Genomic DNA, 20,268 nt, shown 5'->3' with positions numbered 1-20,268 from the left:
TCGCCCGCAGCGACCCCACCACAAGTTGAGTGAACTTGACTCAATAGTGCCACGCCCCCGGAAATCGTCAAGTCGAGGTTGAGCCGACCCGACGCAAGTCACGGGTACTACCGGCCGGTTGTCTTCCCTTGCGTCGGTCGGGCACGCTTTAGCGGTGACGACGCACGGCGACTCCGCCACCCAGGCCGACGCGCCCACCGTCGCAGCCCGCACCGGCTCCACGGACGCCGGGGAGGACCGGCCCGCCACCACCGGGGACGACAGCCTGCCCGCCGCGCTGGCCGGCCTGCGCGCCGCGATCGGGGCGGCCCGGTTCCCGCTGGCGCTGCCCTCCGCCGAGCCCGCCCGACAGGCCGCCAGGAGCCTCACCGACCAGCTCGACGACTACCTGCTGCCCCGGCTGCGCCGGCTCGACGCGCCGCTGCTCGTGGTGGTCGGCGGGTCCACCGGCGCGGGCAAGTCCACCCTGGTCAACAGCCTGGTGCAGGCGCGGGTGAGCGCGGCCGGGGTGCTCCGGCCCACCACCCGCTCCCCGGTGCTGGTGTGCAGCCCGGCCGACTCCGGCTGGTTCCGTCAGGGCGAGCTGCTGCCCGGCCTCACCCGCACCAACGAGCCCAGCGAGGACCCGCGCACCCTGCAACTGGTCACCGCCCCCGCCCTGCCGCCCGGGTTGGCCTTCCTCGACGCCCCCGACATCGACTCGGTGGTCGACGCCAACCGGGCCCTGGCCGGCCAACTCCTGGCCGCCGCCGACCTCTGGCTCTTCGTCACCACCGCCGCCCGCTACGCCGACGCGGTCCCCTGGGAGCTGCTGCGCAGCGCCCGGGCCCGGGGCGCGGTGATCGCCATGGTGCTGGACCGGGTGCCCCCGGAGGCGGCCGACGAGATCGCCGCCCACCTGTCGGAGATGCTCGCCACGCAGGATCTCGGCGCGGCCCCGCTGTTCGTGCTGCCCGAGACCTCGGTCGACGGGCAGGGCCTGCTGCCCGACCGGGTGACCGCGCCGCTCTCCGCCTGGTTCGCCCGGCTGGCCGCCGACGCCGACGCCCGGGCGGCCGTGGTCCGGCAGACCCTCGACGGCGCACTCGCCGCGCTGCGCCCGGCGGTCGAGGGGCTCGCCGACGCCGCCGACGAGCAGGTGACCGCCGCTGACGCGCTCGACGAGCGGGTGCGGGCGGCGTACCGGGGGGCGCACCGGACCGTCGAGCAGGGGCTGAAGGACGGTCGGCTGCTCCGTGGCGAGGTGCTCGCCCGCTGGCAGGAGTTCGTCGGCACCGGGGAGTTCTTCCGCACGCTGGAGGCCCGGATCGGGCGGCTCCGCGACCGGGTGGTGGCCACCGTCACCGGCCGTCCCGCGCCCGCCTCCGAGCTGCGCGAGGCGATCGAGTCCCAGCTGGTGACCCTGCTGCGCGGCGTCGCCGCCGAGGCGGCGGAGAACGCGTACACCGGGTGGAAGGCGCATCCCGCCGGGGCGGCACTGCTCGAACCGGGGCTCGCCCACCCCGCCGGCGACCTGCCCGAGCGGGCCGAGCGCCTGGTCCGGGAGTGGCAGCGCGGCGTGCTGGAGCTGGTGCGGGTCGAGGGCGGCGACCGGCGCTTCGTGGCCCGCACGGCCGCGTACGCCGTCAACGCCACCGGGCTCGCCGTGATGATCGCCGTGTTCGCCTCGACCGCGTTCATCCCGACCGGGCTGGAGGTCGCCACCGGGGCCGGCACCACGGTCGCCGCGCAGACCGTGCTCCAGGCGGTCTTCGGCGACCAGGCCGTGCGTACGCTCGCCGCCAAGGCCCGGGCCGACCTGCTGGACCGGGTGCGGGCCCTGCTGGACGACGAGGCCGCCCGCTACCTGGCCCGGACGGCGGAGGCCCGGCCCGCCCCGGACACCGCGGAGGCCCTGCGCCGGGCCGGCAACGGGGTGGAGATGGCCCGGCACCGCAGCGGCCTCGCCGACGCGGACGCCGCGCGCCTCCCCGGCACCGAGGGCGGAGGATCATGACGAACATCGTCGGGCGGATGCGCGAGGCGTTCCGTGGTGACCGACGGGTGGACGCCGACGCGCTGATGGCCCGCCTCGACGCCGTACGCCGGTTCCTCGCGGTCGTCGACGGCCACCTGCCGGATTCGCGACTCGTGCCGGCGCACACCCTGGTCGAGCGGGCCGGCACCCGGCTGGCGCTCTCCCGCGATCACACCGTGGTGGCCCTCGCCGGCGCGACGGGCAGCGGCAAGTCCAGCCTGTTCAACGCGCTCGCCCGGATGGAGCTCTCCCCGGTCGGGGTGCGCCGCCCCACCACCGGCGTCACGCACGCCTGTGTCTGGGGGCCGCTCGACGGCGGCAACCGGCTGCTCGACTGGGTCGGGGTGCTGCCCCGGCACCGGTTCGTCCGGGAGAGCGTGCTCGACGGCGACGACGAGTCGGCCCTGCACGGGCTGATCCTGCTCGACCTGCCCGACTTCGACTCGGTGCAGCGGTCCCACCGGCTGGAGGTGGACCGGCTGCTCGGCCTGGTCGACCTCGTGGTCTGGGTGGTCGATCCGCAGAAGTACGCCGACCGCGTCATCCACACCAGCTACCTGCGCGAGTTCCACCGGCACAGGGACGTCACGCTGGTCGTGCTCAACCAGGCCGACCGGCTGCCCCCGGCCGAGCTGCCCCGGGTGCTGGCCGACCTGCGCCGCCTGCTCGACGCGGACGGCCTGGCCGGCGTGCCGCTGCAGGCCACCACCGCCGTGGAACCGGCGGGCATGGTCGGGCTCCGGGAGGCGCTGGAACGGACGGTGGCCGGGCGGCAGGCCGCGCTGCGCCGGCTCCAGGGTGACGTGGACACGGTGGTGGCCGGGCTCGACGAGCTGGTCGGGGGCGGGTCGCCGGCTGCCGGGCCGGACGACGCCGCCGTCGCCGCGCTGCACCGGGCGCTGGCCGGCGCCGCCGGGGTGCCGACGGTCGCCGAGGCGGTCGAGCAGGCGTACCGGCACCGGGGCGCCGCCGCCACCGGCTGGCCGCTGGTCCGGGGCTGGCGGCGGCTGCGGCCCGACCCGCTGCGCCGGCTGCACCTGCCCGGCCCGGCCGGCGAGCGCGACGACCCGGCGGAGAGCCTGGTCGCCGCGACCTCGGTGCCCGACCCCACCGCCGCGCAACGCTCCGCGCTCGGGCTGGCGATCCGGTCCGTGGCCGACCAGGCCGGGGCGGAACTGCCCGCCTTCTGGCCCGCCGCGGTGACCGCCGCCGCCCGGTCCCGCCTCGGCGACCTGCCGGACGCGCTGGACCGCGCGGTCGCCGGCACCGACCTCGGCATGGACCGGCGGCCGCTCTGGTGGCGGATCGTCGGCGGCCTCCAGTGGCTGGTGACCCTGGCCGCGCTGGCCGGGCTCGCCTGGCTGGCGCTCGGCTACGGGCTGCGCGCGCTGGGCCTGCCGGAGTTGGCCGACCCGGCCGTCGGCGAGGTGCCGCTGCCCACCCTGCTGCTCCTCGGCGGCCTGCTCGCCGGGCTGCTGGTGGCGGCCCTGACCAGGCCGGCCGTCCGGTGGGCGGCCCGCCGCGCCCGCCACCGCGCCGAGCACCGGCTCACCGAGCGGGTGACGGCGGTCGGCGAGGAGCAGGTGCTGGCCCCGGTGCGGGCGGTGCTCGCCTCCTACGCCGAGGCCCGGGCCGCCCTGCGGGACGCCGCCGGCCGCTGACCCGGGCACTCGCCGGCGGCAGCCGCAGGTCGGCGGTGGTGGGTGCCCACGACGCGGGCGATGCTCGGGTCGCTCGTGCCGCCCGGAGCCGGGCGGCAGCGTAGGGTCGGTGGATGGGAACGCCTCAGACCCCGTACGACGCGGTGCTGCACGCCGCCCGCGACGTGGCCAAGCTGGAGAACGCCCTCGACGCGGAGATGCTCGGCGCGGCCCTGCTCGGCAGCGTCTACGCGGTGGCGGAGACCGACCGTGACAGCGCGGTGCGGGAATTCGTGGCCGGCTTCCTGGCCGCCACCTCCCGTCGCCGCTCGGCCGCCGCGACCACCGTCCGCTCGGTCTTCGCCGCGCTGGTGCCCGACGCCGAGGGTGCCGCCCGGGTCCGCCCCGGTGCCGCCACCCCCGCCTGGGCCGCCCACCTCGGCCGGGTCCACCTCACCGGCTGCTGGTCCTACGGCGACGTGTACGGCGACCAGACCTCCTACCTGGCGACCTTCGCGTACGACGACCCGGCCGGCGGGCCGGCGCACGCGGTGGTGACGCTGCTCGACCACAACATCGGCATCACCAAGGACGTCTTCGTCGGCGGGCCGCCCGACCGGATCCTCGACCAGGTGCGGCAGATGTGCGCCGGGGACGAGCTGACCTGGTTCCGCGACGAGGAGCCGGCCCGGATGCACGCCGAGGTGGGCCGGCACCTGACGATCACCGACAGTCTGAGTGAGCTGCCCGGGGAGGGCTCGCTGGCCACCGACCGGGCCCTGCTCGGCGCCCGGCTGGCGCGGTTGCCCCACCCCACCCGCACCGTGCCCGCGCCCGCCGTCGAGCCGCTCTCCGCCGCCGAGCGTACGGAGCTGGTCCGCCGGTTCCTCGCCTCGCCGGAGGCGGCCCGGTTCGGCCTGGACGCCGTCGACGGGGCGGAGCTGGCCTCGCTGCACTTCTGCCTCAGCCTGCTGCTGGACCACGCGGCCAGCTTCCCCGACGCCGACCCGATGCGGTGGAGCCCGACCGTGTCCGGGCTGTTCCTGCTGGACTGGGTGCACCGGCGGGCGGTGCTGGACATGGACGACGCCGCCCTGCTGCCCCGGGTGCTGCGCGGCTGGGCCGCGTACGCCGCCCGCAAGCGCGGGCTGCCGGAGCGGGCGGCGGCGCAGACCGACACGGCGATCGAGGAGATGGTGCCGGAGTTCGCCCGCCTCTACAGCACGGGCGAGCGGCGCAGCCCCGCCACCGCCGCCGTGGCGCAGTTGATGGCCGACGGCGTCGACCCGGACGACCCGGCCGCCCTGGACGCCTGGATCGAGGCCAACCGCCACCGCCTGGCCGACGAGGGCGCCTGACAGCTCGCGGGCCCGGTGCCCTGGCGCGACGTCGCCGGGGCACCGGCCCGGTCAGAGGGCCGAACCGCCGGTGACGTCGATGACCTGCCCGGTGATCCAGCGGGACTGCTCCGAGGCGAGGAACCGCACCACGTCTGCCACGTCGTCGACGTCGCCGACCCGGTTGAACACCGACAGCCCGGCCGCCTCCTTCCGGGCGTCCCCCTGGTCGAGCCAGTCGGCGTTCATGTCGGTTTCGATGACGCCGGGCATCACCGCGTTGACGGTGACGCCGCGGGCGCCCAGTGTGGGGGCCAGGGCCAGGGTCAGCGCGTTCAGCGCCGCCTTCGTCGCCGAGTAGACAGGGTGCGTGGGGGCGGCGATCCGGGTGTATCCGGTGGACACGTTGATCACCCGCCCTCCGTCGCGCAGGTGCGGCCAGAGCGCCTGGGTGAGGAAGATCGGGACGGTGAGGTTGACCTCCACCACCCGCCGGTACGTCGCCTCGTCGATCGAACCGAGCTGCTGCGGACCACCGATGCCGGCGTTGTTGACCAGGACGTCGATCTGGCGGTGCCCGACGGTCCGCTCGACCTGGTCGAGGAACGTCGTGGCAAGCCGCTCGGCGGCGGCCACGCCCGCGGTGCCGAACTCCGCGCGTACCAGCACCGGCGCGGCGCCGGCCTGACGGACCAGTTCCGCGGTCTGCCGGGCGGCCGCCTCGTCGCGCGTGTAGTGGACCCCGACGACCTCCGCGCCGGTACCCGCCAGTCCCACGGCGATCGCCCGACCGATGCCCCGCGAACCACCCGTCACCAGCACTGACGATCCCATCGACGCCCCCTTTTTGTATCGATCACTAAACAATCCGCGTTTACTATAGTGGTCACTATGAAAAAGCGGGAGGGGGGCCCCGGCCGGCCCCGGTCCTTCGACCAGGAGCGGGTTCTCGAGCAGTCCATGCGGGTGTTCTGGGCGCACGGCTACGAGGGCGCGAGCCTGACGATGCTGCAGGCGGCCACCGGCCTGAACCCGCCGAGCATCTACCACGCGTTCGGCTCGAAGGCAGGGCTGTACTCCGCCTGCCTCGACCACTACGTCACGCACGTCGGACGCCACGCCACCGCCCCGCTCGACCGGGAGGTCCCCGACCGCGCCGGGCTCGCGGACTTCCTCCTCGGCGCGGCACGCCAGTTCGCCGGCAGCGGCGGTCCGGGCGGTTGCATGATCTCCACGGCGGCGCTGGAGGTGCCGCCACAATCCGACTCCGTGGCGCGGGCCGTCGCCGCCCGCCGCGACACCACTCTGGAGCAGATCGCCGACTACTTCCGGCGGGCGCAGGCGGTGGGCACCCTCGATCCCGCCGCCGACCCGCGGAGCCTGGCCCGGTACGTCGGCGCGATCGTGCAGGGCATGTCGGTACAGGCCCGCGACGGCGCCACGGAGGACGAACTGGCGGCCGTGGCGCGGGTCGCGCTGACCGCCTGGCAGCCGCCACCGGCCTGACGACCGGAAGGGTCCGGACGATCCAGCGGCCCGTCACCCTCACCCGGGGGACCTCGACCAGGCAGCCGGGCGCGGTTCGCGACGAGCGGTTGGGCGCAGGACGGTGCGGCGGCGACGGTTTCAGCGGAGGGTGGCGAAGACGACGCCCGCGATCAGTGCGCCGAGCAGTGCTCCCGCGACCACCTGGGGCACGGTGTGGTCGCGCAGACGGACCCGGGACCAGCCGACGAGCGCGAGCAGTGGCGCGGTCGCCAGCAGAGCGGCCCCGAACGTCAGCACCAGCACGACCACCGTGCCGGCGGCCACCGCCGAGTGGATCGACATCTTCCACCAGTGACTGACGGCCACGGCGACCACCAGGCCGAGCAGCCCGGCGGCGGCCAGGGCCAGCACCGGGCGGGGCGCACCGAGGACCGCGAGCAGGGCCAGGCCGGCGGCCACCGAGCAGAGGCCGAACAGCAGCGGGACGCGGCGCTGCTCACGGACGCCCACGTGGTGGTCGGTGAACCGACCCCGGCGCACCCCGCCGACGATGTACGCGAACGGGATGCCGCTGACGAAGAGCGTGGCGAGCAGCCCCCAGGCCAGCCCGTGCGCGCCCCGGGTGCTGTGCCAGCCGACCGCCACGGTCAGCAGGGAGACCAGCACCGCGGGCGCGGTCAGCTCGGTGACGAGCCGGGCGAGCCGCAGCGTGGGACCGGGACGCGGCACGGCGTCCGGGCGGGTCGAGGGCCCTGCGCCCGTGCCGTCCGCTCCGCTCAGCGCTCCGCCTCTGCTCCGCCCCGGGCCGCGCCCGGAGCCACCCCGTCCACCCACCGGCGGGCCGACCCGCGCTGCGCCGTTGGGCGGCTCACCTGCCGTCGGCCGTCACCGTACCCGTGGCCGCCCGGTGCCGGCCCGCACTCCGGCGGGCTCGACCGTAAGGCGGGAAGCCTCGGCGGGCCGTGGGCCGGCCGGGGACGAGGCCGGCGTGGCGTCGGCGGTCGGCGTGGCGTCGGCGGTCGGCGTGGGATCGGCGGTCGGCGGCGAGCCCGTGCTCGTGGGCTCCGCCGACGGTCCCGGGGTCGGCGAGCCGGTCGCCGTGATCACCGGGGACGGACTCGGCGAGAGGGTCGGCTCGGGCGAGGGCGACGTGGACGGGGAAGGGGACGGGCTGGGTGACGGGCTCGGTGAGGGCAGCGGAACCGGCCGGCCGCCCGGCGGGCGCGACGGGACCACCGCGGGCGGGGGCGCGGGCCGCACCACCGACCCCGGGCCCGGCGCCGCCACGACCGGCGTACGCGGGGCCGGCGCGGCGGGCCGCCAGGTGCTCGGGGTCGCCACGGCGGGGGACGGGGTCGACGGGGCGACCGCCGGCTGGTTCGTCGCCGGCACCGGGATCACCACCGGGCCCACGGAGGGCGTGGGCAGAAACGGGGTGCCGCTGTCGGGCAGGGCGGTGCTGCCGACCGTGGCAGAGCCGGTGCTGATCGCGGCGAGGATCGGCATCGACGCGGTGCCGGCGAGCAGCGCCACGGTGAACAGGTAGCCCCGGGGCGGCCCGCCGGACCCGGGCGCCCGGTGCGCGCCCACCAGTCGGCGGTAGCCACCGGCCGCACGGTGCCGAACGAGGAACGGGGCACCGGGGCCTTCGCCTGGATCGGACACCGCGCACTCCTCCTCGTTGGTCTCCCGCCGGCCCGGGGCAGCGGTCGCCCGACTCCGCCCCGCGACCACGGCCGCATCGTCGAGTCCGGCACCCACGACGACCTGCCGGACGAGCGTCGGCTTCGCGACCGTTCGCCGGGCCGACGATCAGCGGGACACCGCGACCGGAGCCAGCCGGCGGCACCCGGATCGCCGCGAGGAAGCGGCAAACCCCTCGACCTGGGCCATCCCCCCCGCCAATCAGCCTGCCCAGTGACGCTCCGTCAGCCAACCCCCTACCGCGTGTCGACACGCGTATCTGCCCGAACGGTGACGAACCATCGCCGGATCGGCCGCGCGTCGATGGAACGGACACCCGGCGCTTCGTGTAACGAAGCGGGCCGCCCTCCCGGTGCGGGGCGGGCGTACTGTGGGCGCGCTCACGTGTGATGCGAATATGGACCACGACGGCAACGCAGCCTCGACCTCCGCGCACCCCCGCGGCAGGCGCGGCTGGGCGCCGGCGCTCCCGAACCGGGTTCGGCCAAGAATCCGGCTTCACGCCGCGCGGCAACCCCCACCGGGGCTAGGCGCGGCCGCCAGGAACCGGTCCGGCACCAGCCGGACAGGCGCACGAGTTGCGCGGCCGGGTGACCCCCCGGTGCCGACGCAGACAGACAGGGAGAGACGGATGGCAAAGGGCGACCCCGGGGTCTCCAGCCGCGGCCGGCGGGCCGCACCCCGCTCCAGGAAGGGCGCGACCGGCGACCCGCAGCTGGTGCAGTTGCTCACCCCGGAGGGTGAGCGGATCGAGAGCGCGACCGGCCCGGACGGGACGGAGTACCGCGTCGACTTCACCGACGAGGAGTACCGCGGGCTCTACCGCGACCTCGTGCTGGTCCGCAAGCTCGACGCCGAGGCCACCGCGTTGCAGCGCCAGGGCGAGCTGGGCCTGTGGGCCAGCCTGCTGGGCCAGGAGGCCGCGCAGGTCGGCTCGGGGCGTGCGCTGCGCACCCAGGACATGGCCTTCCCGACCTACCGGGAGCACGGCGTCCTCTACTGCCGGGGCATCGACCCGATCATGCCGCTCGGCCTGTTCCGGGGCGTCGACCAGGGCGGCTGGGACCCGAACGAGTTCAAGTTCAACATGTACACGATCGTGATCGGGGCACAGACCCTGCACGCGACCGGGTACGCCATGGGCGTCAGCATGGACGGCAAGACCGGGACCGAGGACGGCGAGGCGGTGATCGCCTACTTCGGCGACGGCGCCACCAGCCAGGGCGACGTCAACGAGGCGTTCGTCTGGGCCAGCGTCTTCAACGCCCCCCTGGTGTTCTTCTGCCAGAACAACCAGTACGCCATCTCGGAGCCGCTGGAGCGGCAGACCCGTGTCCCGCTCTACCAGCGGGCGGGCGGCTTCGGCTTCCCCGGCGTGCGGGTGGACGGCAACGACGTGCTCGCGTCGTACGCGGTGACCCGGCACGCGCTGGACAACGCCCGGCTCGGCCAGGGCCCCAGCCTCATCGAGGCCTACACCTACCGGATGGGCGCGCACACCACCTCCGACGACCCGACCCGCTACCGGATCGCCAGCGAGGTCGAGGCCTGGCAGGCCAAGGACCCGATCGCCCGGATGAAGGCGTTCCTGACCAGGCAGCAGATCGCCGACGCGGACTTCTTCGCCGACGTCGACGAGCAGGCCCGCACCGAGTCGGTGCACCTGCGCGAGCGGGTGCTCGCCATGCCCAACCCTGAGCCCGTGACGATGTTCGACCACGTCTACCCCACCGGGTCCCCCGAGCTCGACAAGCAGCGGGCGCAGTTCAGCAGGTACATGGAGTCGTTCGAGGGGAGCGCCCACTGATGGCCACGGAGACGCTCACCCTCGGCAAGGCCCTCAACACCGGCCTGCGCAAGGCCCTGGAGAACGACCCGAAGGTCGTCATCATGGGCGAGGACGTCGGCAAGCTCGGCGGCGTCTTCCGGATCACCGACGGCCTCCAGAAGGACTTCGGCGAGCAGCGGGTGATCGACACCCCGCTCGCCGAGTCCGGCATCATCGGCACCGCGGTCGGCCTCGCCATCCGCGGCTACCGCCCCGTCTGCGAGATCCAGTTCGACGGCTTCGTCTACCCCGCGTACGACCAGATCGTGTCGCAGGTGGCGAAGATGCACTACCGCTCGCAGGGCAAGGTCAAGATCCCGATGGTCATCCGGATCCCCTTCGGCGGCGGCATCGGCGCGGTCGAGCACCACTCGGAGTCGCCGGAGGCGTACTTCGCCCACACCGCCGGCCTCAAGGTGGTGAGCTGCGCCAGCCCGCAGGACGCGTACACGATGATCCAGCAGGCCATCGCCTCGGACGACCCGATCGTGTTCATGGAGCCGAAGCGGCGCTACTGGGAGAAGGGTCCGGTCGAACTGGACGCCCCGCTGTCCGAGGCGTACCCGCTGCACTCCGCCCGGGTCGCCCGGGCCGGCACCGACGCCACCCTGCTGGCGTACGGACCGATGGTGCGGACCTGCCTGGACGCGGCGACGGCCGCGGCCGAGGACGGCCGCGAGCTGGAGGTCATCGACCTGCGCACGATCTCGCCGCTGGACCTGACCGCCGCGTACGAGTCGGTGAAGCGCACGGGCCGCTGCGTGGTCGTGCACGAGGCCCCGGGCAACCTGGGCCTGGGCTCGGAGATCGCGGCCCGGGTCACCGAGGAGTGCTTCTACTCCCTGGAGTCCCCGGTGCTGCGGGTGACGGGCTTCGACACTCCCTACCCGGCCTCCCGGGTGGAGGAGGAGTACCTTCCCGACCTCGACCGGGTGCTCGACGCCGTCGACCGCACCTTCGGCTGGTGAGCGGCATGTCGCGGATCAAGGAGTTCAACCTTCCCGACCTGGGCGAGGGCCTGACCGAGGGCGAGATCCTCGCCTGGCTGGTCAAGGTCGGCGACGTCATCGAGCTGAACCAGCCGATCGTCGAGGTGGAGACGGCCAAGGCGGCCGTCGAGATCCCGGCGAAGTGGGCCGGCCAGGTGCAGGCGATCTTCCACCCGGAGGGGACCACCGTCGAGGTCGGCACACCGATCATCGCGATCGACACCGACCCGGGCGCCGGGCCCATCGAGGCGTCGACGACCAGTGCGCCGGCCGCCGACCTGCCCGCCCCGTCGGCGGCGTCGCTGGCCGCGGTCGAGGTGGCGCCGGCCGAGGGCGCGGTCGAGCCGGGCCTGATCGGCGGTCCGGCCCCGGGTGGGCGTACCGCCGTGCTGGTGGGCTACGGCCCGCGGACCACGGCCGCCAAGCGGCGCCCGCGCAAGGGCGGCGCCCCGGTGCCGGCCCAGGCCGCGGCCCCGGCGGCTCCGGTCGCGCCGGCGGCCCCGGTCGCGCCGGCGGCCCCGGTCGCCCCCGCGGCCCCGGTCGCGCCGGTGAGCACGGCCCCGGCGAACGGCCACGGCCGGGCCGGCGGCCCGGTGCTGGCCAAGCCTCCGGTCCGCAAGCTCGCCAAGGACCTCGGCGTCGACCTGTCCACGCTGACCGGCTCGGGCCCGCAGGGCTCGATCACCCGGGAGGACGTGCAGCGGGCGGCGAGTGGCACCCCGGTGGCGGCCGAGCCGCTGACGGTGGCGGCCCCGGCCACGGCGGCGGCGAGCTTCGGCGCGGACCGCGAGCAGCGCATCCCGGTCAAGGGGGTACGCAAGCTCACCGCCGAGAACATGTCCCGCTCGGCGTTCACCGCCCCGCACGTGACGGAGTTCCTGACCGTCGACGTGACCCGGGCGATGAAGGCCCTGGACCGGCTCCGCGGCCGGCGGGAGTGGCGCGACGTGCGGGTATCGCCGCTGCTGCTGGTCGCCAAGGCGGTGCTGCTGGCGGTCAGGCGCCACCCGATGGTCAACTCGACCTGGGCCGGCGACGAGATCGTGGTCAAGGACTACGTCAACCTGGGCATCGCGGCGGCCACCGAGCGAGGGCTGATCGTGCCGAACATCAAGGACGCCGGCCGGCTCTCGCTGCGCGAGTTGGCGGACGCGATGACCGACCTGGTGCAGACGGCCAAGGCGGGGAAGACCTCGCCGGCCGACATGTCCGGCGGCACCCTGACGATCACCAACGTGGGTGTCTTCGGCGTGGACACGGGCACGCCGATCCTGCCCCCGGGCGAGTCGGCGATCCTGGCCTTCGGCGCCGTACGCGAGATGCCCTGGGTGCACAAGGGCAAGGTCCGTCCGCGCCAGGTCACCACGCTGGGCCTGTCGTTCGACCACCGGATCATCGACGGCGAGCTGGGCTCGAAGTTCCTGCGCGACATCGGGGACTTCCTGGCCGACCCGGAGGCGGCGCTGCTCGCCTGGACCTGACGGGTCTCGACACCAGCCACGGCCGGTGTGCCTCGGGTGAACGCCCGGCACACCGGCCGTGACCGTTGGGAGACAGAAACATCGGCTCACGGACCGGTTTGACCTTCGATTGTTCGGCTCGTGTCCCAGCTCACCTAATAATCGATGGAAGTTGGGGGCGTTCTGCGGTTCAATAGAGACATCAAGGGGCTGACAACCGAATAGCCAGGAGGAGAGACCACCATGAGCATGATCGAGCGAATCCGTAACCGCCGCGACGCCAACCGCCGCGCCCGTGCCATCGAGCACGCGCTGCGCTCCGCCAACTCGCCCGCGGTCCGCGAAGAGATCCTCGCCATCGCCCAGCGTCACATGAGCTGACGCCCAGATCGTTCCTCACCTCCTCCAGATCGATGGCCCGCCCGGTCTACCCGGGCGGGCCATCGGCGTTTCACACCCATTGACACCGGGATTCCACCCCGCCGCAGCGCCCGGTACGGTGGGCTTCGGTCGTCGCCCGCCGACCGGGAGCAGGTCGAGTCGATAGATGCCGCTCGACACCACCCGGCCACAGGGAGTGACGGCCGGGTGCTCCCCGGAAGCCCTCGGGCAGTCACCGGATACGGTGCGGGGAGCCGGTACGGCCGGTACACCGGCGACGCCGGCCACCCTGCCGAGCAGACCGATCGGCAGCGGCGGCCGACAGGTGATGGAGGAGGCGCACGCATGACGTCCGAGGGCACGCACCACCCCGGCCAGCAGCCGGACGAGGTGTCGCCGGGCGCCGGCGGACCGGCGCCGTACGGCGACCGCCCGGCGCAGCAGGGCAACGGCTACGGCGGCGCCCCCGACCTGGGCTGGGCGCCCCCGCCACCGTCCGGGCAGCCGAACCCTCCCGCCTGGGCCAACCAGAACGAGCAGCAGACGGCCCCCGCCTGGGGCGCCGGCCAGGCTCCGCAGCAGGCCGACCCCGCCCCGCCCGCCACCTGGGGACCCGCCGGCGGGTCCCCACAGCCGGCGTGGCCCGGCGCGCCGGGAGAGCAGCCCGGTCCCACCTGGGCCGCCGCCGCCCCGCCGCACGCCGCCCCCGACCAGCCCGCCTGGGCCCAGACCGAGCAGCCCTCCCCGGCCTGGGCGCAGTCCGAGCCCGCCGCGCGCGGCGCCGCCCAGGTCCCGCAGGCCGCCCCCGCCCCGCAGCCCTGGCCCACCCAGGACGACCCCGCCCGCTCCGGCGGCTGGAACACCGAGCCCCCGCAGGACCCCACCCGCTCCGGCGGCTGGACCGCTGCCGGGCAGCCGCAGGACGACCCGAACCGCTCCGGCGGCTGGACGGCCGGACAGCAGGACGACCAGGCCCGCTCCAGCGGCTGGGCCGGCGACGCCGTCCCGGACGATCGGCCCCGGCAGGACGGCTGGGCCGCCCAGCAGGATGACCCGAACCGTTCCGGTGGCTGGGTAGGCGGCGTCCAGCAGGACGCGCAGCCCGAGCCCGCCGCGCGCGGCGCCGCCCAGGTCCCGCAGGCCACCCCCGCCCCGCAGCCCTGGCCCGCCCAGGACGACCCCGCCCGCTCCGGCGGCTGGAACACCGAGCCCCCGCAGGACCCCACCCGCTCGGGCGGCTGGAGTCCTGCCGGGCAGCAGCAGGACGACGAGTGGCCGGGCCGGGACGAGCCGGCCTCGACCCGAGGCGCGGCCTCGGTGCCGCAGCAGCCCGAGGACCGGGACCCGAACGGCTGGGGCGCCTCCGCACCAGCCTCGACCCCGCCCGGCCGGGCGGCCGTTCCCGCCTCCGGCGACGGCGGGCCGCCGCCATGGGGCCCCGCGGCCGAGAGCCTGCCGCAGCGGGTCGGCGGACCGGCCATACCGGACGTCGAGCCGTGGTCGGCCGACGAGGCGTGGGGCCGCGCCGCGGCGGGCGAGCCCGCCGCGAACCGGGCCGGCAACGGCTGGGAGGCGGACCGCGCCGAGGAGCCGCCGATCTACCAGCCCCCCCCGGGCCCCGGCATCTCGCCGGCCAACGCGGTGCCCCTGCCGCCCCAGGAGCAGCGGGTGCCCGGCGCCAGCCTGGCCGCCGCCCCGCCGACCGACTACGTTCCCCCGGCCCAGTTCGCGCCCGAGCAGTCCGCCCGGGAGGGCGGTGTGCCGGCGTACGGGCAGGAGCAGCCGGGCTGGGCGCAGGCCGGCTCCCGGCACGACGATCCGCAGTCCACCGCCGGGCCGGTGGTGCCCGCTCCGCGTACCTCGCCGGAGTCGGGCGGGCGGGCGGCCGTACCGGCGCCGGAGGGTGCCGAGGCGGCGGCCGGCAGCGTCTCGGCGAGCGCCGCGGTGCCGCTGGCCAGCCGGGTGATGCCGCCGGCCGACCAGCCCCTGCAGCCGGGGGGCACCCCCGCGCCGCAGCCCCGCGTGTACGGCCGGCCGGCCCGCCCTGAGCCAGCGGACGCACCGGCGCAGGACGAGCCGCACGGGCACCGGCCGGACCACGCGCCGCCGCCGCGGTTCGACCAGGGGCCCGAGACGCGGTTCAACCAGGACGCGCGGTTCGACCAGGGCCCGGACGCCCGGTTCGACCAGGACGCGCGGTTCGACCAGGGCCCGGACGCCCGGTTCGACCAGGACACGCGGTTCGACCAGGGCCCGGACGCCCGGTTCGACCAGGACACGCGATTCGACCGGGCTCCCGAGCCGCGCTTCGACCAGGCGCCGGAGCCCCGCTTCGACCAGGGGCCGGACCCCCGCTTCGACGACCGGGACCGGGGAGCGGCCGCCTTCGGCGCCGCCGCTCCGGTCGCGCCCGCGTCGCCGGCCGCGCCCCCGACCTTCCCGCCGGGCGTGCCATCCTTCGTCGACGCGCCGGCCAACGGCCGGCCCGTCAACGGGGTCCGGCCGCACGATGGCGCGGACCGCCCCGCCGAGCACTTCGGCGCCCCGGCCGCCGGCGCCGCCGCTGGCGGCGCGGCACCCGGCTACGGGCCCGCCCCGATGGCCGACCCCGCACCAGGCGGCGCCTTCCCGCCGGCGTTCCCGCCGCCCGGGCAGCAGCCCGGCCCGTCCTCCTGGGACCAGGGCGCTCCGGAACAGGACCAGGGCCGGTTCGACTCGTTCAAGCCCATCGCGGAGCCGAAGACCGAGGCGCCCACGCCCAAGGTGCGCAACGGGCGGGTGCTCGCTGCGGTGCTCGTCGCCGCGGTGCTGATCCTGGCGGTGCCGCTGGGCCTGCTCATGCTGCTCGGCAAGGTCGGCGGCACGGAGAAGGCCCCGACCTTCGATCCGGCGGTCGGCAGCTGCGTCAAGCAGTCGGGCGAGGGCGCGGCGGGGGCGGACTGCGGTGAGGCGGGTGCCTTCACCGTGGTCTCCAAGGTGGACGCGAAGGACAAGTGCGCCGACCCGGCCCAGCCGCACGTGGTGCTCCCCGGCGACGGGGCGAACCGGGTGCTCTGCCTGAAGCCGGCCGGCAAGTAGCCACAGCACGGGGGCGGGGCCACGGGAGATCGTGGCCCCGCCCCCGTTTCGCCGGTGGGATGTGATCGAGCCCGCGCGGGGTGCCGCCCGGCCCGACCCGCCGCGTCCGGCAGACTGGGCTCATGAGCGCACGAGTACGGGCCCCCGAGCTGCGCGGTCGAGGCTGGCTGAACACCGGCGGGCGGGACCTGAAGCTGTCCGATCTGCGCGGCAAGATCGTGATCGCCGACTTCTGGACCTTCTGCTGCATCAACTGCCTGCACGTGCTCGACGAGTTGCGCCCGCTCGAGGAGAAGTACGGCGACGTGCTCGTCGTGATCGGCGTGCACTCGCCCAAGTTCGAGCACGAGAAGGACCCGGACGCGCTGGCCGCCGCCGTGGAGCGGTACGGCGTCCACCACCCGGTGCTCGACGACCCCGAGCTGGACATGTGGCAGCAGTACGCGGCCCGCGCCTGGCCCACCCTGTCGGTGATCGACCCCGAGGGCTACGTGGTGGCGACCATGGCCGGCGAGGGCCACGCCGAAGGGCTCGCGCGGCTCGTCGACGACCTGATCGCCACCCACGAGGCGAAGGGCACCCTGCACCGGGGCGACGGCCCGTACGTGCCGCCGGCCGAGCCGGAGACCACGCTGCGCTTCCCCGGCAAGGCGGTGCTGCTGGAGAACGGCAACCTGCTGGTGTCGGACTCGGCCCGGCACTCGCTGGCCGAGCTGGCGCCGGACGGGGAGGCGCTGGTCCGCCGGATCGGCGCCGGCACCCGGGGGCGGGCCGACGGCCCGGCCGGGGCGGCCACCTTCTCCGAACCGCAGGGGCTCTGCCTGCTGCCCGCGCACGCCGCCGAGGTGGCCGGCTACGACCTGGTCGTCGCCGACACGGTCAACCACCTGCTGCGGGGCGTACGCCTGGCGGACGGGGAGGTGGTCACGGTCGCGGGCACCGGTCGGCAGTGGCGCTCCACGGTCGACGACCACGCGCACGACGCGCTCTCGGTCGACCTCTCCTCCCCCTGGGACCTGGCCTGGTACGACGACAGGGTCGTCATCGCGATGGCCGGCATCCACCAGCTCTGGTGGTTCGCCCCGGTGAAGCGCACCGCCGGCATGTACGCGGGCACGACGGTGGAGGCGCTGCGCGACGGCCCGCTGGCCGAGGCGTGGATGGCGCAGCCTTCCGGCCTCTCGGTCTCGGCCGACGGCAGGCGGCTCTGGATCGCCGACAGCGAGACCAGCGCGATCCGGTACGTCGAGAACGACGTCATGGGCACCGCCGTCGGGCAAGGGCTCTTCGACTTCGGCCACGTGGACGGGCCGGCGTCCTCGGCGCTGCTCCAGCACCCGCTGGGGGTGTGCGCGCTGCCGGACGGCTCCGTGCTGATCGCCGACACGTACAACGGGGCGGTCCGCCGCTATGACCCGGAGGGCGACCGGGTCTCGACGGTCGCCGACGGGCTCGCGGAGCCGAGCGACCTCGTGCTGACGCCGGCCGGCGAGGTGCTGGTGGTGGAGTCCGCCGCGCACCGGTTGACCCGGCTGGCACCGGGCGCGCTCTCCGCCGCGGGGGCGAGCACCGTGGACGGCCCTCGGCACCGCACCGAGCGCAAGCCCACCGACCTGGCCGCCGGCGAGGTGACGCTGGACGTCGTCTTCACCCCAGCGCCGGGGCAGAAGCTGGACGAGACGTACGGCCCGTCGACGCGGCTGGTGGTCTCCGCGTCCCCGCCCGAGCTGCTGCTGGAGGGCGCCGGCACCGGCACGGAGCTGTCCCGCCGCCTGGTGGTGAACGGCGACGTGGCCGGCGGCGTGCTCCAGGTGACCGCCCAGGCGGCGACCTGCGACGCGGACGTCGAGCACGCGGCCTGCCACCTGACCCGCCAGGACTGGGGTGTCCCGGTCCGGGTGGTCGACGGCGCCACCGCCCGGCTCCCGCTGGTCCTCCGCGGCCTGGACGCCTGAACACCACGCGAACGGCGCACGCCGCCCGGCCTGTGTGTTAGGAAGGGCACCTTCCTCTACAGAAAACGATAGGAAGGTGCCCTTCCTTTCACGCGAACGGAGTGAGCGTGACCCCCGCGTCGACCAAGGCGGCGCGTACGAGCTCGGCGCAGCGGACCGCGCCGGGGGCGTCGCCGTGCAGGCAGATCGACTCGACCGGGCACGGGATCACACTGCCGTCGACGGCGACGACGGTCCGCTCGGTGGCCATCCGGACGGCCCGGGCGGCCACCTCCTCCGGGTCGGTGACCAGCGCGCCGGGGGCGGTGCGCGGCACCAGCGAGCCGTTGGGCAGGTAGCCCCGGTCGGCGAAGCCCTCGGCGACCACCCGCAGGCCCGCCCCGGCGGCGAGCTGGGCGAGGACCGAGCCGGGCGAGCAGAGCAGCGGCAACCGGTCGTCGTACTCGCCGACCGCCGCGACCAGCGCCGCCGCCTGGGCCTCGTCGCAGGCGGCGGCGTGGTAGAGCGCCCCGTGCGGCTTGAGGTAGCGGACCCGGCTGCGGAACAGCCGGCAGAACGCGTCGAGGGCGCCGAGCTGGTAGGTGACCTCGTCGCGCAGCTCCGCGAAGGCGTACGCGATGTGTCGCCGGCCGAAGCCGGCGAGGTCGCGGTAGCCGACCTGGGCGCCGACGGCGACCCCGCGTCCGGTGGCGGCCTCGCAGACCCGGCGCATCGTGGACGCGTCGCCGGCGTGGAATCCGCAGGCGACGTTGGCGGAGGTGACCAGGTCCAGCAACGCGGTGTCGTCGCCGAGCCGCCAGATGCCGAATCCCTCGCCGAGGTCAGCGTTGAGGTCCATGGAACCTGACCGTAGTCCCTGGGCGCGCCTGCGCGAGGGGGGTCACGTCGTCCACCACCCCGACGACGGGGTACCCGCCGGTGGTCGGATGGTCGGTGAGGAAGATCAGCGGCTGGCCGTCCGCCGGCACCTGCACCGCGCCGAGCACGATTCCCTCGCTGGGCAGTTCCCCGGCCACCGCGCGGGGCAGCACCGCGCCGGTGAGTCGCGCGCCGACCCGGTTGCTCACCGGGCTCACCGCGTACGCGCTGCCGAACAGCCGGTCCAGCGCCGCCGGGGTGAACCAGTCGTCGCGGGGGCCGCGGCGCAGCGTCAGCCGTAGCTCGGTCGGCGTCGGCGCCACGACGGTGACGTCGACCGGGGCGGGTGGCCCGGTCGGCGCGCCCAGGGGCAGCAGGTCGCCGTCGCGCAGCGGCGGCGGGCCGAGCCCGGAGAGCGTGTCGGTGGCCCGGCTGCCGAGCACCGGCTCGACGGCGATCCCGCCGCCGACCGCGAGCCAGTTGCGCAGGCCGTCGCGGGGCGGGTCGATCCGCAGCACGGCGCCCGCCGGCACCGAAAGCGGCCGTCCCACGTCCCCGAACCGGCGGCCGACCCGGACGGCGGTGGCCGTCCCCGTCACCGCGACCGTCGCGGCGCGGGAGAACCGCAACTCGCAGCCGGTCAACGTGATCTCCAGGCCGGCGGCGGACTCCGGGTTGCCGACGAGGCGGTTGGCCAGCCGCAGCGCCGCCGGGTCGAGCGCGCCCGACCGGGGCACGCCCAGGTGCGCCCACCCGGCCCGGCCGAGGTCCTGGACGGTGGTCAGCGCCCCGGCACGGAGAACCTCGACCGCCGGCCCGGTCACGCGGCCACCAGGCGCACCTCGGTGCCGGGGGTGAGCCGGGCCGGCGGGTCCGCGTGCACGTCGAAGAGGGCCGTGCCGGTCCGCCCGACCAGCAGCCAGCCGCCGGGCGAGGCCGTCGGATAGATCCCGGCGTACGGGCCGGCCAGGGCGACGGAGCCGGCCGGCACCCGGGGGCGCGGGGTGGGCAGCCGGGGCACCGCCAGTACGGCGGGGAGCCCGGTGAGGTAGGCGAACCCGGGGGCGAAGCCGCAGAAGGCCACCCGGAAGGCGGTACGCGTCAGCCGCTCGACCACCGCCGGCACGTCCACGCCCCAGTGGCCGGCGACGACGGGCAGGTCCTCCCCGTCGTACGTCACGGGGACCTCGACCGTTTCGGCGGCGGCCGTGCCGGCGGGGGCGGGTGGGCGGGGTGCCCAGGCGGCGATCCGTGCGGCGGTCGCGGCCGGGTCGGGCACGCCGTCGAGCAGGACGGTGGTGGCCGCCGGCACGATCTCGACGGCGCTCAGCTCTCCGCGTTCGCGCCGCCGCCACAGCGTTGCCCGCCATCCCTCCACCTGGTCGGCGTCGTCACAGTCGATCAGCAGGGCGTGCGCCCCGACGGGTCGGATCCGCATCCCGCCATACTCCACGACCGATCCGGGGCACCAGGGTCGGCGGTCGCCATCTCGCGTGACCGGACGCACTACTTTCAGGTAACCTACGGTGCCGT

16 protein-coding genes are annotated in these 20,268 nt (G+C 75.7%); 11 read left to right on the top strand and 5 right to left on the bottom strand.

The window, feature by feature from the left end:
* Window positions 1–154: 154 nt before the first annotated feature.
* From ACZ6Q9_RS11300 to ACZ6Q9_RS11290, 3 genes are all read left to right on the top strand, one after another.
* Window positions 155–1,996, top strand: coding sequence for an ABC transporter (locus ACZ6Q9_RS11300; protein WP_396828771.1), 1,842 nt, complete (start codon window positions 155–157; stop codon window positions 1,994–1,996).
* Entirely contained in the window at window positions 1,993–3,678 is a 1,686-nt protein-coding gene (locus ACZ6Q9_RS11295; RefSeq protein ID WP_396828773.1) for a GTPase, read from the top strand. The genes ACZ6Q9_RS11300 and ACZ6Q9_RS11295 overlap by 4 nt, the downstream gene beginning before the upstream one ends.
* 113 nt (window positions 3,679–3,791) lie before the next feature.
* Window positions 3,792–5,015, top strand: coding sequence for a hypothetical protein (locus tag ACZ6Q9_RS11290; protein ID WP_396828775.1), 1,224 nt, complete (start codon window positions 3,792–3,794; stop codon window positions 5,013–5,015).
* Between the two features lie 51 nt (window positions 5,016–5,066).
* Here ACZ6Q9_RS11290 and ACZ6Q9_RS11285 read toward each other — a convergent pair whose 3' ends face one another.
* Window positions 5,067–5,828 (bottom strand): SDR family NAD(P)-dependent oxidoreductase, encoded by a 762-nt coding sequence (locus ACZ6Q9_RS11285; RefSeq protein WP_396828777.1) that lies wholly within the window; start codon window positions 5,826–5,828, stop codon window positions 5,067–5,069.
* A gap of 57 nt (window positions 5,829–5,885) precedes the next feature.
* Between ACZ6Q9_RS11285 and ACZ6Q9_RS11280 the strand changes: the two genes are divergently transcribed.
* Entirely contained in the window at window positions 5,886–6,500 is a 615-nt protein-coding gene (locus ACZ6Q9_RS11280; RefSeq protein ID WP_396828779.1) for a TetR/AcrR family transcriptional regulator, read from the top strand.
* 120 nt (window positions 6,501–6,620) lie between these two features.
* Here the strand turns inward: ACZ6Q9_RS11280 and ACZ6Q9_RS11275 are convergent, their stop codons facing one another.
* Window positions 6,621–7,211 carry a phosphatase PAP2 family protein gene (locus ACZ6Q9_RS11275; RefSeq protein WP_357693413.1) on the bottom strand — a complete coding sequence of 197 codons (591 nt, stop codon included), beginning with the start codon at window positions 7,209–7,211 and terminating at the stop codon, window positions 6,621–6,623.
* Window positions 7,212–7,470: 259 nt separating this feature from the next.
* Here ACZ6Q9_RS11275 and ACZ6Q9_RS11270 point away from each other — a divergent pair, with 259 nt between their 5' ends.
* The 7 genes from ACZ6Q9_RS11270 (at window position 7,471) to ACZ6Q9_RS11240 (ending at window position 17,877) form a co-directional block, all read left to right on the top strand.
* Window positions 7,471–8,028, top strand: a complete 558-nt coding sequence (locus ACZ6Q9_RS11270; protein ID WP_396828782.1) for a hypothetical protein — start codon at window positions 7,471–7,473, stop codon at window positions 8,026–8,028.
* Window positions 8,029–8,817: 789 nt separating this feature from the next.
* The gene (pdhA, locus tag ACZ6Q9_RS11265) at window positions 8,818–9,993 is read left to right on the top strand and encodes a pyruvate dehydrogenase (acetyl-transferring) E1 component subunit alpha (protein ID WP_393458929.1); all 1,176 of its coding nucleotides are present in this window, start codon (window positions 8,818–8,820) and stop codon (window positions 9,991–9,993) included.
* The gene (locus ACZ6Q9_RS11260; RefSeq protein ID WP_393259714.1) at window positions 9,993–10,982 is read left to right on the top strand and encodes an alpha-ketoacid dehydrogenase subunit beta; all 990 of its coding nucleotides are present in this window, start codon (window positions 9,993–9,995) and stop codon (window positions 10,980–10,982) included. The genes pdhA and ACZ6Q9_RS11260 overlap by 1 nt, the downstream gene beginning before the upstream one ends.
* Before the next feature lie 5 nt (window positions 10,983–10,987).
* Entirely contained in the window at window positions 10,988–12,484 is a 1,497-nt protein-coding gene (locus ACZ6Q9_RS11255; protein WP_396828828.1) for a dihydrolipoamide acetyltransferase family protein, read from the top strand.
* A 222-nt stretch (window positions 12,485–12,706) separates the two neighbouring features.
* A complete protein-coding gene (locus ACZ6Q9_RS11250) occupies window positions 12,707–12,844 on the top strand; it encodes a hypothetical protein (protein WP_165947779.1) in 138 nt (45 codons plus the stop codon).
* A gap of 345 nt (window positions 12,845–13,189) precedes the next feature.
* A complete protein-coding gene (locus ACZ6Q9_RS11245) occupies window positions 13,190–15,922 on the top strand; it encodes an LppU/SCO3897 family protein (RefSeq protein WP_396828785.1) in 2,733 nt (910 codons plus the stop codon).
* A gap of 122 nt (window positions 15,923–16,044) precedes the next feature.
* Window positions 16,045–17,877 carry an NHL domain-containing thioredoxin family protein gene (locus tag ACZ6Q9_RS11240; protein ID WP_396828787.1) on the top strand — a complete coding sequence of 611 codons (1,833 nt, stop codon included), beginning with the start codon at window positions 16,045–16,047 and terminating at the stop codon, window positions 17,875–17,877.
* 88 nt (window positions 17,878–17,965) lie between these two features.
* Here the strand turns inward: ACZ6Q9_RS11240 and ACZ6Q9_RS11235 are convergent, their stop codons facing one another.
* The 3 genes from ACZ6Q9_RS11235 to ACZ6Q9_RS11225 are packed head-to-tail and all read right to left on the bottom strand — an operon-like array spanning window position 17,966 to window position 20,173.
* Window positions 17,966–18,715 carry a LamB/YcsF family protein gene (locus ACZ6Q9_RS11235; protein WP_393458920.1) on the bottom strand — a complete coding sequence of 250 codons (750 nt, stop codon included), beginning with the start codon at window positions 18,713–18,715 and terminating at the stop codon, window positions 17,966–17,968.
* The gene (locus ACZ6Q9_RS11230; protein WP_393458917.1) at window positions 18,699–19,559 is read right to left on the bottom strand and encodes a 5-oxoprolinase subunit C family protein; all 861 of its coding nucleotides are present in this window, start codon (window positions 19,557–19,559) and stop codon (window positions 18,699–18,701) included. Before ACZ6Q9_RS11230 ends, ACZ6Q9_RS11235 begins: the two co-directional genes overlap by 17 nt.
* The gene (locus ACZ6Q9_RS11225) at window positions 19,556–20,173 is read right to left on the bottom strand and encodes a 5-oxoprolinase subunit B family protein (protein ID WP_393458914.1); all 618 of its coding nucleotides are present in this window, start codon (window positions 20,171–20,173) and stop codon (window positions 19,556–19,558) included. The genes ACZ6Q9_RS11230 and ACZ6Q9_RS11225 overlap by 4 nt, the downstream gene beginning before the upstream one ends.
* Window positions 20,174–20,268 lie beyond the last annotated feature (95 nt).

This window comes from Micromonospora sp. NPDC049139, from assembly GCF_055586845.1.
The sequence above is the reverse complement of the archived record's forward strand: the minus strand, read 5'-3'. Positions and strand labels throughout refer to the sequence as shown.